Annotated in this window: 12 protein-coding genes; 10 read left to right on the top strand and 2 right to left on the bottom strand. The window is 46.8% G+C overall.

Translation table 11 applies throughout. The annotated features are described in order from the left end of the window. The first annotated feature begins 72 nt into the window (after positions 1-72). The 10 genes from HH301_RS16255 to HH301_RS16210 all read left to right on the top strand — a co-directional run bounded on the left by HH301_RS16255 (position 73) and on the right by HH301_RS16210 (position 12372). On the top strand, positions 73-1023 hold the full coding sequence (locus HH301_RS16255) for a branched-chain amino acid ABC transporter permease (protein WP_169570094.1): 951 nt from the start codon (positions 73-75) through the stop codon (positions 1021-1023). After that, a complete protein-coding gene (locus HH301_RS16250; RefSeq protein ID WP_206378387.1) occupies positions 1020-2318 on the top strand; it encodes a branched-chain amino acid ABC transporter permease in 1299 nt (432 codons plus the stop codon). The genes HH301_RS16255 and HH301_RS16250 overlap by 4 nt, the downstream gene beginning before the upstream one ends. Further along, positions 2315-3070 (top strand): ABC transporter ATP-binding protein, encoded by a 756-nt coding sequence (locus tag HH301_RS16245; RefSeq protein WP_169570093.1) that lies wholly within the window; start codon positions 2315-2317, stop codon positions 3068-3070. Before HH301_RS16250 ends, HH301_RS16245 begins: the two co-directional genes overlap by 4 nt. Continuing rightward, positions 3063-3758: an ABC transporter ATP-binding protein gene (locus HH301_RS16240; RefSeq protein ID WP_169570092.1), complete on the top strand. Its 696-nt coding sequence runs from the start codon at positions 3063-3065 to the stop codon at positions 3756-3758. Before HH301_RS16245 ends, HH301_RS16240 begins: the two co-directional genes overlap by 8 nt. Positions 3759-3901: 143 nt before the next feature. Further along, complete coding sequence (locus HH301_RS16235; protein WP_169570090.1) at positions 3902-7396, top strand: indolepyruvate ferredoxin oxidoreductase family protein; 3495 nt, start codon at positions 3902-3904, stop codon at positions 7394-7396. A gap of 67 nt (positions 7397-7463) precedes the next feature. Beyond that, the gene (locus HH301_RS16230) at positions 7464-8267 is read left to right on the top strand and encodes an enoyl-CoA hydratase-related protein (protein ID WP_169570089.1); all 804 of its coding nucleotides are present in this window, start codon (positions 7464-7466) and stop codon (positions 8265-8267) included. A gap of 327 nt (positions 8268-8594) precedes the next feature. Then, positions 8595-9203, top strand: coding sequence for a hypothetical protein (locus tag HH301_RS16225; RefSeq protein WP_169570088.1), 609 nt, complete (start codon positions 8595-8597; stop codon positions 9201-9203). Between the two features lie 127 nt (positions 9204-9330). Beyond that, positions 9331-10299 carry an AEC family transporter gene (locus HH301_RS16220; protein WP_169570087.1) on the top strand — a complete coding sequence of 323 codons (969 nt, stop codon included), beginning with the start codon at positions 9331-9333 and terminating at the stop codon, positions 10297-10299. A 93-nt stretch (positions 10300-10392) separates the two neighbouring features. Next, positions 10393-12075 (top strand): energy-dependent translational throttle protein EttA, encoded by a 1683-nt coding sequence (gene ettA, locus HH301_RS16215; protein WP_169570086.1) that lies wholly within the window; start codon positions 10393-10395, stop codon positions 12073-12075. A 105-nt stretch (positions 12076-12180) separates the two neighbouring features. Further along, a complete protein-coding gene (locus HH301_RS16210; protein WP_169570085.1) occupies positions 12181-12372 on the top strand; it encodes a (2Fe-2S)-binding protein in 192 nt (63 codons plus the stop codon). 54 nt (positions 12373-12426) lie between these two features. On the opposite strand, the gene bfr (HH301_RS16205) is transcribed toward HH301_RS16210, so the two are convergent. After that, positions 12427-12897, bottom strand: a complete 471-nt coding sequence (gene bfr / locus HH301_RS16205; protein ID WP_169570084.1) for a bacterioferritin — start codon at positions 12895-12897, stop codon at positions 12427-12429. After that, positions 12894-13373 carry a bacterioferritin gene (bfr, locus tag HH301_RS16200; RefSeq protein WP_169570083.1) on the bottom strand — a complete coding sequence of 160 codons (480 nt, stop codon included), beginning with the start codon at positions 13371-13373 and terminating at the stop codon, positions 12894-12896. Before bfr (HH301_RS16200) ends, bfr (HH301_RS16205) begins: the two co-directional genes overlap by 4 nt. Positions 13374-13485: the final 112 nt, after the last annotated feature.

Here is a 13485-nt window from a genome sequence, read left to right as displayed (position 1 = left end):
TGGTTCCGGACTTTTCTAAGCAGACGATAGATCTGCAGCTGCCTCCACGTGTGATTACAAGAGATTCAAATCATGTTTGAATTGGTATTCTTTTCCCTTCTGAATGGGATTGTCACGGGACTCTTGCTGTTTATGCTTGCAAGTGGTTTGACGCTGATTTTCTCGATGATGGGAGTACTCAATTTCGCGCATGCCAGCTTTTATATGCTGGGTGCTTATTTTGCCTATACGGTTAGTCTATATTTAGGATTTTGGGTTGGCTTGTTCGTTGCCCCGATCCTTGTCGGTATCCTGGGAGCTCTCGTTGAGAGATACGGACTTCGTTATGTCCATAGATGGGGACATGTCGCCGAGCTTATCTTCACCTTTGGTCTGGCTTTTCTTATTGAAGAAATTGTGCAGTTCATCTGGGGTAAAGACACAAAAGCTTACCATGAACCAGAAATTCTACAGTTTCCACTCTTCACCTTCTTTGGTCAGGATTTCCCAGCTTACAAAGCCTTCATGCTGGTAGTCTCCATCGGAATTTTTGTTGCTCTGCTGCTGGTTCTGACCAAATCAAGAGTCGGCCTGATCATTCAAGCTGCTATTACAAAACCCAATATGACAGCTATGCTGGGTCATAACGTGCCGCTGGTTTTCATGGGCGTGTTTGGTGCAGGTTGTGCGCTGGCAGGCCTTGCGGGTGTTATTGCGGGACCAGCACTCGGAACATTTCCGGGGATGGCAGTTGTCCTCGGCAGTATTGTCTTTGTGATTGTGGTTGTTGGTGGCCTTGGTTCGCTTGGCGGTGCGTTTATCGCTTCGCTGCTGATCGGGCTGTTACAGACCTTTGCGATTGCGCTTGATTACTCGGTGAATGATCTGCTGATGGTCTTCAATATTGAAACCGATGTTGATAGTGCTTTGAGGGATCTTTGGACATTGTCGTTGCCGCAGGTGGCGCCAATTCTGCCCTATCTGCTATTGGTCCTGATCCTCATCTTCCGTCCAACCGGTTTACTTGGGAAGCGTGAAACATGAGTGAAGTTGTTAATTCCCAAAATTCCAGTTCTTCATCAGCCATCTTGCGGAGAGTTATGCCGTGGGTAGCTGTGCTGGTCGGACTTGCGGTGCTGCCACAGATTTTCAGCAGCAACTTGTCTGTTTACACCATGAACCTCATGGGCATCTTCATTATCTTTGCGCTGAGCTACAACATGTTGTTGGGGCAAGGAGGGATGCTGTCCTTTGGTCATGCCGTTTACTTTGGCCTGGGCGGCTTCATGTCAGTTCATTTTATGAATTACATTGAGGACGAAGTCTTTGTTTTGCCCATGATCCTTGTGCCAGTTTTTGGCGGTCTTATTGGACTGATCTTCGCGATCATTATCGGTAGCTTCTCGACCCGGCGGGCTGGAACTGTCTTTGCCATGATCTCCCTAGGAATTGGCGAGTTGGTTGCCGCCAGTTCATTGATCTTTGTCGCATTCTTTGGCGGTGAAGAAGGGGTGAGCGGTGACCGGACAATGGGTCCAGAAGTCCTTGGAATGGATTTCGCCCAGGATATCGAAGTCTATGTTCTGATTGCTTTCTGGGTCTTTATCACAACCCTGTTAATGTATTTGTTCTCCAGAACACCAATGGGACGGATGGCAAATGCGGTTCGGGATAATGATGAGCGAGCTGAGTTTGTTGGATATAGTCAACGAAAAGTTCGGTTTATTTCCTTTGTCGCGTCTGGTTTTTTTGCTGGTGTGGCTGGCGGCCTTTTTGCCATCAACTTTGAAATTGTGACGGAAGAAAACCTCAATGCCTTAACTTCGGGTGTTGTTGTGCTGATGGCTTACATTGGTGGTGTGGGCTTCTTCATCGGTCCAATCGTTGGTGCAATTGTCTTTACGCTGCTGCAAACACTCGTCAGTAACTACACGGAAATCTGGCAGCTATATGTTGGAATTATCTTTGTTTTGACAGTGATGTACGTTCCTCAGGGATTGACGGGCATTCTGGCAATGCATGTTCCGATTTACCGGATGAAGAGGATGGGATTACTTATCGTTCCCTATATCCGGATGGGTGTTCCTGTAATTGTTGGTCTTTTTGGCATTATCGGGTTCTTAGAGATAGTCCATCATGTTAGGGCTTCATCACCTGATGATACTGAAATGACACTGATTGGAATGACCTTTGATACACACTCAGTCATGCCATGGGTTGTTGTTGCAGTCCTTATTGTGGTCGGTGGTTTTCTCTCAAAAACACAACTCCCTCAGTTGCGCGAAGCTTGGGATCAAGCTCACGCACCCATGTCGGGTGATAAAGGAGGTGCATCATGAGTTCAGCCATAAAACTGACAGATGTGCGCAAGAGCTTTGGTCCGACTGAGATTATTCGGGGAGTTGATCTGGATATTCAAAAAGGGGAACGCCATGCGATTATTGGACCCAATGGAGCCGGGAAGTCTACTCTGTTCCACTTGGTAAGTGGTCGCTATAACCTCTCTGGAGGTAAAGTTGAATTGAATGGGGAGGACATTAGTAACTTGCCTCCCTATGAAATCTACCGAAAAGGCCTCTCTAGAAGCTTCCAGGTCACTAACATTTTTCCTCGCATGAGTGTGTTTGAGAATGTTCGTTGTGGTCTGATGTGGTCACAGGATTACAAATACTCCTTCTGGCATTTAGTCGATCGAGAGAAACGGTTAAACAATCGGACAGCAGAAGTTCTGGAAGAGATTGGTTTGACTTCTCGTCAGCATGTGCCGGCTGGTGTTCTCACATACGCTGAACAAAGGGCTTTGGAAATCGGGATCGCATCAGCGGGTGGCGCAGACGTGATTATGCTTGACGAACCAACAGCAGGGATGAGCCATTCAGAAACGGATCAGGCGATAGAATTGATCCGCAAAATCACAGAAGGCAAGACCCTTGTCATGGTTGAGCATGATATGGGCGTTGTTTTTGATGTGGCTGACCGGATCTCCGTGCTGGTTTATGGTGAGATAATCGCCACAGATACTCCAGAAAACATCAGAAATAATAAAGCCGTTCAAGAGGCCTATCTGGGAGCGGAGACTGAGGATGCTTAAAGTAACTGATTTGCATGCCTATTACGGTAAGAGCCATATTCTTCAGGGCGTGGATTTCCATGTTGAAGAAGGCGAAATTGTCTCCCTACTGGGACGGAATGGTGTCGGCCGGTCGACCACAATTAAGTCGATTATGGGTGAAGTTCCGCCTGTTGGGTCCGTTCAATTCCGTGGTGAGGAAATCGCCGGAAAGCGAGAGCACGAAATTGCGAACCGCGGATTGGGGTATGTCCCTGAAAACCGTGACGTCTTTTCAGGGCTAACCGTTCGTCAGAACCTGATCCTTGGGATCAAGGATATGAAAAAGCAGGGCCGTTGGAAAATGGATGACATGTTTGACATGTTTCCAAACCTGAAACGGCGGGCAGATGTTGATGCTGGTGTGCTCTCTGGTGGCGAGCAGCAGATGCTGACCATGTGTCGGACCCTAATGGGGGATCCTGACTTGATCATGATTGACGAGCCGACAGAAGGGCTAGCACCGAAGATTGTGGAGCAGGTTGGTGAGCTACTCTCCGAGATTGCAAGACGCGGTGTATCCATTCTGTTGGTGGAGCAAAAGCTGGCGATCGCCTTGAAGATTTCCCATCGTCTCTATGTGATGGGGCATGGGCATATGGTCTATGAAGGAACACCTGAAGAGCTGCGAAACAATGAGCAGGTCCGGAAGGAATGGCTTGAAGTCTGATCTTTCAGGTTCTTGAAAATTTGGGGCGGTGCGGTTGACCACATGGTCACCACCGCCCCATTTATTTGTATGTCAGTTGCGGCTGATCTAGTATTCTGTAAAGAACCCTGGTGCAACGCAGGGAAAAGGTCTGGGGAACAATCATGAATAATCATCAAACAAAAGTGACGCTGGACGATAAGTACGAGTTAGAGAGCGGACAAGTTTTTCTGACTGGTACGCAGGCTCTCGTTCGCTTGCCAATTATGCAACGACAGAGGGATGCAGCTAAAGGGTTGAAGACCGGAGCCTTTATCTCTGGGTACCGCGGCTCCCCTTTAGGCCTTTATGATCAAAGTCTCTGGAAGGCAAAGCCTTTCTTAAAGAATAACGATATTCATTTTCAGCCAGGCGTTAATGAGGATTTGGCTGCAACCAGCATTTGGGGAACCCAGCAAATCCATTTATCCGGTCAGTCTGATTATGATGGCGTGTTCGGAATTTGGTATGGCAAAGGGCCAGGTGTCGACAGATCTGGTGATGTGTTCAAACATGGCAACATGGCTGGCACGACAGAACATGGTGGCGTTGTAGTTCTGATGGGGGATGACCACACGGCAAAGTCATCTACAGTTGCGCACCAAAGTGAGCAGGCACTGGCAGCTGCGATGATACCTGTCCTTAACCCAGCTACGGTTCAGGAATATTTGGATTATGGTCTTCATGCCATTGCTCTTAGCCGGTTCAGCGGATGCTGGGTCGGTATGAAATGCCTGACCGATACCGTTGAAAGTTCGGCAACCGTTGATGTGGGACCTGACCGGGTGAAGGTCCAGATCCCTGAAGATGTTGAACCCCCAGCTGATGGTGTTTATTTGCGCTGGCCAGACAATGCCAACGCACAGGAAACACGCTTAGTTCGACATAAAATTCCGATGGTAAAGGCCTATGTAAGGGCTAATAAACTGGATCGGATAACGCAAGACAGTCAGAAGCGGCGCTTTGGGATTGTAACAACTGGCAAATCTTGGTTAGACACCGTCCAAGCTCTCGCTGACCTTGGTATTACGGAAGATCTCGCTGAACAAATAGGCTTATCGGTTTATAAGGTGGCTTGCACTTGGCCATTAGAGCCGGAAGGGCTGAAGCAATTTGCGGAAGGTCTTGATGAAATTCTGGTTATTGAGGAAAAAAGGAGCCTTATAGAAGAGCAGGCCGCACGGATCCTATATGACTTGCCATCTCGTCCTTTGATTGTTGGTAAAGAAAATGAAAAAGGCGAGTTCTTGTTACCGTCTGATGGGGAATTGACTCCTCGCCTCGTTGCCCAGGCGATTAGCGCGCGACTTGGGATAAGGGAGTTACCCAAAGAGGTTCTTGATGGGTTTGCTCTGGCTGAGGCAAATGAAAGTGGCAATACAATGCCGCCTGCAAGTATTACACGCTCTCCATGGTTTTGTTCAGGTTGTCCCCATAACACTTCGACAAATGTTCCTGAAGGGAGCCGGGCAATGGCAGGGATTGGCTGTCATACGATGGCGGTCTATATGCCAAACCGGCGAACTCAAACCTACACCCATATGGGCGCAGAAGGAACCAACTGGATTGGACAGGCACCTTTCACGAATGAAAAGCATATTTTCCAAAACCTTGGGGATGGAACCTATTTTCATTCAGGCCTGATGGCAATTCGTGCTGCCGCTGCTGCAGACGTTAACATCACGTATAAGATCTTGTTTAATGATGCCGTTGCGATGACGGGTGGTCAGCCTTTTGATGGCCCCTTAAGCCCTTGGCAAATCAGTCAGCAGATACATGCTGAAGGGGTCAAGAAAATTTGTGTTGTTACCGATGAGCCAGAAAAATACACCAGCGATATTGTTTGGGCGCCAGGCGTAACCATTCACCATCGGGATGAGCTGGATCATGTTCAAAGAGAATTAAGGGAAGTCCAAGGTGTAACGGCCATCATTTATGATCAGACCTGTGCTGCTGAAAAGCGTAGGCGCCGTAAACGGGGTACTTTTCCAGATCCGGAAAAACGGGTCTTCATCAACTCTGATGTTTGTGAAGGATGTGGTGATTGCGGCGTAGTTTCCAACTGTGTGTCTGTAAAGCCGCTGGAGACTGAATTTGGCCGTAAACGGGAAATCGATCAATCATCCTGTAATAAAGATTTTTCCTGCGTAAAAGGTTTTTGCCCAAGTTTTGTAACCGTCCATGGCGGGCAGCTTAAAAAATCAAAAGCAACCGAAGTCACCTCCGATGCTATTGATGTAACAGATCCAGCCGGAACCTTATCGGATCCTCAATTGCCGAAATTGGCAGGCTCCTACAATATTCTGGTGACCGGTATCGGTGGTACAGGTGTTGTGACTATTGGTGCATTACTTGGAATGGCTGCCCATTTGGAAGGCAAGGGAGCAACCATCCTCGATCAGACTGGTCTGGCGCAGAAAAACGGGGCGGTGATGAGCCATGTACGGATTACCCCATCTTCAGCTGAGCTCGGAGGAACGCGTATTCCCAACCGGCAGACTGATCTGGTTCTGGGCTGTGATCTTGTCGTAGCTGCTGGCGGTGAAGCACTCAAAAGTTATGGGCTTGGACGAACCAAGGCAATTGTGAACGATTACCTGGCACCTGTTGCTGCGTTTACGTTGGCACCTGATTTACAAATGGACCGGGAAAAGCTGACAGCCTTAGTTGCGGATAGCATCGGTCGGGAAGCTGCCGAGTTTGTCGATAGTACTAAGATTGCGACAGCACTGATGGGTGACTCTATTGCCTCTAACTTGTTTCTACTGGGCTATGCTTATCAAAAAGGAACAATTCCCGTCTCTCGTGGTTCTATTGAGCAGGCGATTGAACTCAACGGTGTTGCTATAGAAGCGAATAAAAAAGCGTTTGCCTGGGGACGGCGGGCCGCCGCCGATTTGCAACAAGTTCTGACAGTTGCTGAACCTGCTTCGGTAGAGCCGGAATTACCTGCTGAGGTATCGCTAGAGGATATGATTTCTCGTCGGTTCGACGCTCTTAGGGCTTATCAGAACAAGAGATATGCAAGAAGATATGAGGCACTTGTTCGCAGAGTTCATGAGGCAGAAAATTCGATTACTGGCTCTGATGGCAAATTGACGAAGGCGGTTGCAAAATATCTCTACAAGCTAATGGCTTACAAAGATGAATATGAAGTTGCAAGGTTGTATAGCAATGGGGACTTCTTGAAACGCTTGGGTAATCAGTTTGAAGGTGAGTATAAACTTCACTTCCATTTAGCTCCGCCAATTTTTGCGAAAAGAAACCCTGATAACGGGCAACTGATCAAAAAGGAATTTGGTCCCTGGATGATGAAAGCTTTTGCTGTTCTTAGTCGTTTCCGCTTCTTGAGAGGGAGCAAATTGGATCCCTTCGGAAAAACCGAAGAGCGGCAAAAAGAAGTAGCTCTCATCAAGAGATACGAAAATACTGTGGAGGAGATTCTGAAATCCCTATCTGCGGAAAATATTGGGCTTGCAATTGAATTGGCTGAGATACCGGAACATATTCGTGGCTTTGGCCACGTTAAAGAACGTCATCTGCAATCAGCTGAAGCAGAATGGGACCATTTACTCAACCGCTTTAGAAATGGTGATGAGGAAACCCTGGCGGCACAGTAAAACCGATTTGTGGTACATGTACCGCTGCCGGGTAGAATGAATGCTGAAAAAAGAAAAAGGAATAAGCATGTCAGAAGATATTATTGAAACCTTGGAAAATGGTGTGGCGACACTGACATTTAATCGGCCAGAGGCTCGAAACGCCATGACAGCCTATATGTTTGATTACTTGCTCGAAGCATTGCCGCGGCTTGGGGCGAACCCGGATGTACGCGTTGTCGTCATAACTGGTGCGGGTGGCGCATTCTGTGCCGGAGGTGATGTGAAATCATTTGCGGCAAGGGCGGAAGGGAGCGGTCCTGCGTCTTATGAGTTTAATCAGCGGGTTGATGATCTTAGAAATCGTATGCGCGTCGCAGAATTTATTCATGAAATTCCAAAACCAACCATTGCCGCGATCCCTGGACCTGCTGCTGGAGCAGGACTTTCCATTGCGCTTGCCTGTGATATGCGGATTGCCGTTGAAACCGCAAAAATAACCACAGCATTTGGAAATATTGCTTTGTCAGGGGATTTTGGCGGGTCCTATTTCCTTACCAAACTGGTGGGAACGGCTAAGGCTCGGGAGCTTTATTTTATGTCCTCGGTGTTGACGGCAAAAGAGGCTGCAGCGGAAGGGATTATCAATAAGGCGGTCTCCGAAGAAGACTATGAGGCAGAGGTGCAGAAAATGGTTTCTACTGTTGCTGCCCGTCCAACGATTGCTATTGGCTTCATGAAGAAGAACCTGAATAAAGCGCTTTATGAAGGCTTGAAAGATGTATTGGATTGGGAAGCTGTGCATATGATTACGAACTTTGAAACAGAAGATCACAAAGGGGCGGCTAAGGCGTTCGTAAAGAAAGAAAAACCCGTATTTAGCGGACGTTGATCTGAGCAAGAACTTCTAGTAAGAGGCGCCGTTCTGGCGCCTCTTTTTTTTGCATTGAGTAGCCCTCAGATCACTTCTGTTTTTATGTAAAACTAGGAATTATTTGCAACTAAAGAATCGAATAAATTTGGCTTAATGGTTAATTTTATTAGTTAATTTCTATTTATGGGAGAAACCTTGTTATGGGTTTACTTCTCTTGCGTGAATTGCAGATAGAATTGCATAAAAATTTAAGTAATTGTTTGGTGTCAATTCTTAACTTGATATATATCTAACATATGATTTTGGGGGTCGGGTGCGTCCCGATTAAAGATTTAGGATAAAACTATGGCCAAATATTCTTTTAAGAGTTTGATGTACGGCGCTTTTGTTTTAGCAGCTACTTCTTTTGTGGCTATTTCAGCTCAGGCGGCAAGACCGGCTCCTCCGGTTTGCGGATTTGGTCCTGTGCTTATCACATCTGCAGGAACAGCTGATTTGACGACTTCCATCGCATGTGAAGTCTATGATGGCATTAACGATACGCAAGCGCACGTTGCTGCTGAAGATCCATTTGGTATCACTGACTGGGTACTTGCGGATAAGTCAGATGGCCTTGACGGCGATCACAAGATTGTTTTGAAGGATGTTGTGAACGGTGGTAATTCTGGTTCTTGGTCTGTTGATAGCTTCAACGGTTACACAGATGTTTTTCTAACTCTTAAATCAGAAAATGCATTTGTAGCCTACTTAATTGATACGTCGATCTTGGGTGGTGACTGGACTACGTTCAGTGTTTTCCCAAGTGGTGGTGGCGGTAAAGGTCTATCTCACATGTCTCTGTATTACTCAGCGAGTTCTTTAACGACAGTTCCGCTTCCAGCAGCACTACCGCTTTATGCAGCCGGTATAGCTATTCTCGGTTTCTTCGGATACCGGCGTCGTAAATCTGCATGATCTAAAGCAGAGCAGAAATTTCAAGCCCCGGCAAAAAGTCCGGGGCTTTTTTTATTGGTTTGAGATCTATTGACCGCTGTGGTGATAGGAGTTACCACTTGAAACGGAATTGAACAGGATCTTGTAAATGTCTGATATCGCCGCACTCGTACTCCCACTTTTTGGGCTCATATTTCTCGGATATCTGATTGCCAAGATCACCAAGCAGCCTGAAACGGCTATGGGTTGGCTGAATACATTTATTATCTATGCAGCGCTTCCGTCTCTATTTTTTAAACTTCTATCCAAAACTCCGGTTGAAAAGCTTGCAAGCTGGGATTTTATTGCCGCTAATCTTCTAGTGACTTTCAGCATTTTTGTCGTTGTTTTGCTCATAGCGTTACTGATTGTCCGGGCTGGGATTGCTGAGGGAACGATACTAGGGTTGGCCGCAGCTTATGGAAATATCGGATATATGGGGCCCGCGCTGGCAATTCTGACTTTTGGAGAGATCGCTGCAGTTCCGGTTGCGTTGATATTCTGCTTTGAAAACGTAATGCATTTTACAGTAGCGCCGACGATGATGGCATTTTCTGGTCGAGAGAAACGTGGCGCTTTCTCTTTAATTCAAGAAATTCTGAAACGGGTTTTCTTTCATCCGTTTATTATTGCAACAATCATCGGGGTTGGCGCCGCTATTATTCAGTTTGAGCCGCCAAAACCTGTTGAGGGGTTAATCAATTATCTGGCGCAGGCCGCAGCCCCTTGTGCTTTGTTTGCGATGGGAGTAAGCCTTGCGCTGAGGCCACTTAAAAAAGTGCCTATTGAGCTGGGGTACGTTGTGCCAGCAAATTTACTTCTACATCCTTTGTTGATGTATATTGGCCTCAGTTGGGCCGGTGATTTTGACCCAATATGGGTTTATACGGCTGTGTTGCTGGCGGCTCTTCCAACAGCAACAAATGTATTCGTTCTGGCTCAGCAATATGGTGTTTGGATTGAGAGAGCTTCTGCCGCGATTTTGGTGACAACTGTTTCGTCAATTGTGACAGTTAGTGGCTTATTATATCTCATCACATCGGGCCGTCTTCCGGCTGACTTGTTTCCTGGAAGTTAAGGGAATATCGAAGCGGATGTTCATTGCGCTAAAGGCAACGAACATGTACAAGTTGGCCATCAAATTTTTCACAATTGGAGTGAATTTATAACCATGGCTTCATATCAATATATCTATGTCATGAATGGGCTTAGCAAGACCTATCCAGGTGGCAAGCAGGTCCTCAAAGATATTCGGTTGAGTTTCTTCCCCGGTGCCAAGATTGGTGTTCTTGGCCTAAACGGTGCCGGTAAATCGACTCTGTTGAAAATCATGGCGGGTATTGAAACAGAATTTACAGGTGAGGCTTGGGCGGCAGATGGTGTCAAAGTTGGTTACCTGCCGCAGGAGCCTGAACTGGATGCCTCCAAAGACGTTCTAGACAATGTCATGGATGGCGTTAGAGAGAAGAAGGCCCTGTTGGATAAATTCAATGAGGTGTCTGCCCGCTTTGCAGAAGAACTGACTGACGATGAAATGAATGATTTGATCGCAGAACAGGGTGAACTGCAGGAGCAGATTGATTCCCAAAATTTGTGGGATTTGGATCGGGAGGTTGAGATCGCCATGGATGCCTTGCGGTGTCCGGCTGGTGATGCTGATGTCAGCAAGCTGTCTGGTGGTGAGAGACGCCGTGTAGCCCTTTGCCGTTTACTTCTTTCAAAACCGGATATGCTTCTTCTTGACGAGCCGACTAACCATCTGGACGCGGAAAGCGTTGCTTGGTTGGAGCGGTTCCTTCACGACTATACTGGTACTGTCGTTGCGGTTACCCATGATCGCTATTTCCTTGATAATGTTGCAGGCTGGATTCTTGAGCTTGATCGCGGATCCGGAATTCCATGGGAAGGCAACTATTCCAGCTGGCTGGAACAGAAGGAAAAGCGTCTTGAAATGGAAGGTAAGGCAGAAGACTCTCGCAGGAAAACGCTTAAGAATGAACTTGAATGGGTCCGACAAGGCGCTAAAGGCCGGCAAAGTAAATCCAAGGCCCGTCTGGCTGCCTACGAGGAAATGCTCAATCAGGATACGGGTGCCAAGATTGACGAGATGCAGATTACGATCCCGCCTGGGCCACGTCTCGGTAGCTTGGTTGTTGAAGCCGATCACATTTCAAAGGGCTTTGGTGATCGACTATTGATTGAGGATTTGTCGTTCAAGTTACCGCCTGGTGCCATTGTTGGTGTCATTGGTCCGAACGGTGCAGGTAAAACAACCTTGTTCAAGCTCCTGACGGGGGCGGAGAAACCAGATGAGGGTTCCTTCAATGTGGGGCCAACAGTTCAGTTAGGTTATGTGGATCAGGACCGGGACACGCTTGATCCGAATAAAACGGTTTGGGAAGAAATCTCTGAAGGAAACGAGATTATTTATCTCGGAAAGAAGGAAATTAACAGCCGGGCCTATGTCTCTGGCTTTAATTTCAAGGGCTCCGATCAGCAAAAGAAAGTGGGGCAGCTCTCAGGCGGTGAGCGGAACCGAGTTAATCTGGCAAAGATGCTGAAATCCGGAGCCAACTTCCTGTTGCTTGACGAACCTACCAACGATTTGGATGTGGATACCCTTAGGGCACTTGAAGAAGCGCTTTTGGAGTTCGCAGGCTGTGCTGTGGTCATCAGCCATGATCGCTGGTTCCTTGATCGTATTGCCACTCATATCCTCGCCTATGAAGGCGATAGTCATGTTGAATGGTTCGAAGGTAACTTTGAAGCTTATGAGGAAGACAAGAAGCGCCGGTTGGGGGCACAAGCCGTGGAACCCCATCGAATTAAGTATAAGCCGATCAGCCGTTCATAAAAGTTGAGCAGGGAAGGGGCGATTAGCCCCTTCTTTTTATTTCTACTATTGACAATCATTCTTAGTTGCACAAATATGCAGGTATGTTCTTGGGAGTGAGAAAGAATGTACGCTTGCATATGTAATGGAATAAAAGACAGTCAGGTGCGTGATGCAGCCCAAAGGGGTGCCGGTACAGTTGGACAGGTATTCAGAAGCCTTGACTGCAAGCCAAACTGTGCGACCTGTGTGCAAACGATCCGTAATCTTCTCGAGGAGGAACTTTTGCCAGAGAATACTCTGATTGCTGCTGAATAAAGTTGAAACAAGATCAAAGAAAAACCCCGGTGAATTTCCGGGGTTTTCTTTTTGTTATGAGCTTTTGGACTGTATGTAGTTCTCAAGTCCCATTTTGTCGATAAGTCCGAGTTGTTTTTCAAGCCAGTAGGTATGATCTTCCTCGGTATCTTTCAGAAGCCCAAGAAGGATATTTCTGGAGACGTAATCCTGTTCTTTTTCGCAAACAGCAATTGCCTTTTTCAATTCAGTGACAACGCTCAGCTCGTAAGCGAGGTCACTTTTCATCATAGATGGAACATCTTTTCCAATGTTAAGTTTTGCGCGGGAGGCTACGTCAGGTGTCCCCTCAAGGAACAGGATCCGCTGCACTAGCTGAGCTGCATGATCAAGCTCTTCTTCCTGTTCATGTTTCAAGCGCTCATAGAGTTCTTCCAGTCCCCAATCTTCATACATTCTGGAGTGGATGAAATATTGATCTGCAGCGCTCATTTCGTGAGTGAGAAGAGCGTTCAACGTGTCGATTACTTTCTTACTACCTTTCATGAGTGCTCTCCTTTAGCCATGGACTGCATGAAATTTTTCAGCCCTGTTTTTTCGATCAAGCCCTGCTGGGTTTCCAGCCAATCAATAAATTCTTCTTCGTCTTCTAAAATGTCTTCAAGAATATCTCTTGAAACAAAGTCTGCTTCTTTTTCACAAAGCTCGATTGCGCCTCGGAGGTCTTTAATTTCCTCAAGACCTAGGTCCATTTCGCAACCAAGTATTTCTTCTGCAGTCTCTCCAACGCGGAGGCGACCCAGGCTTTGCAAATTAGGGAGACCTTCCAGAAACAGGATCCGTTCAATTAACTTGTCAGCCTGTTTCATGTCTTTGATGGATTTTTTGTATTCCTTCTTTCCAAACTCATTGAGGCCCCAATCGTTCAACATACGAGAATGGAGAAAAGTTTGGTTGATGGAAATAAGTTCGAACCCCAAAATGGTGTTCAATCTGTCGATGACTTTGCTGTTCCCTTTCATCAGGACCACTCCTTTTGCAAAGCTAGTCGTTATGTGTTCGGTTTAGATACAGGTATTGGGCTCAAAAATCAACAGTGTAGAATAAATTTATCAACAAAATCAATGATTTAAT

The sequence above is a fragment of the Sneathiella limimaris genome (assembly GCF_012932565.1).
Classification (GTDB): domain Bacteria; phylum Pseudomonadota; class Alphaproteobacteria; order Sneathiellales; family Sneathiellaceae; genus Sneathiella; species Sneathiella limimaris.
Note: the sequence above shows the minus strand (reverse complement) of the source record. Positions and strands in the feature narration are given on the sequence as shown.

Bases quoted from the DNA above. Each gene is read 5' to 3' on its own strand.
- HH301_RS16255 (WP_169570094.1), top strand. From the start codon at position 73: ATGTTTGAATTGGTATTCTTTTCCCTTCTGAATGGGATTGTCACGGGA.
- HH301_RS16250 (WP_206378387.1), top strand. From the start codon at position 1,020: ATGAGTGAAGTTGTTAATTCCCAAAATTCCAGTTCTTCATCAGCCATC.
- HH301_RS16245 (WP_169570093.1), top strand. From the start codon at position 2,315: ATGAGTTCAGCCATAAAACTGACAGATGTGCGCAAGAGCTTTGGTCCG.
- HH301_RS16240 (WP_169570092.1), top strand. From the start codon at position 3,063: ATGCTTAAAGTAACTGATTTGCATGCCTATTACGGTAAGAGCCATATT.
- HH301_RS16235 (WP_169570090.1), top strand. From the start codon at position 3,902: ATGAATAATCATCAAACAAAAGTGACGCTGGACGATAAGTACGAGTTA.
- HH301_RS16230 (WP_169570089.1), top strand. From the start codon at position 7,464: ATGTCAGAAGATATTATTGAAACCTTGGAAAATGGTGTGGCGACACTG.
- HH301_RS16225 (WP_169570088.1), top strand. From the start codon at position 8,595: ATGGCCAAATATTCTTTTAAGAGTTTGATGTACGGCGCTTTTGTTTTA.
- HH301_RS16220 (WP_169570087.1), top strand. From the start codon at position 9,331: ATGTCTGATATCGCCGCACTCGTACTCCCACTTTTTGGGCTCATATTT.
- ettA (WP_169570086.1), top strand. From the start codon at position 10,393: ATGGCTTCATATCAATATATCTATGTCATGAATGGGCTTAGCAAGACC.
- HH301_RS16210 (WP_169570085.1), top strand. From the start codon at position 12,181: ATGTACGCTTGCATATGTAATGGAATAAAAGACAGTCAGGTGCGTGAT.
- bfr (WP_169570084.1), bottom strand. From the start codon at position 12,897: ATGAAAGGTAGTAAGAAAGTAATCGACACGTTGAACGCTCTTCTCACT.
- bfr (WP_169570083.1), bottom strand. From the start codon at position 13,373: ATGAAAGGGAACAGCAAAGTCATCGACAGATTGAACACCATTTTGGGG.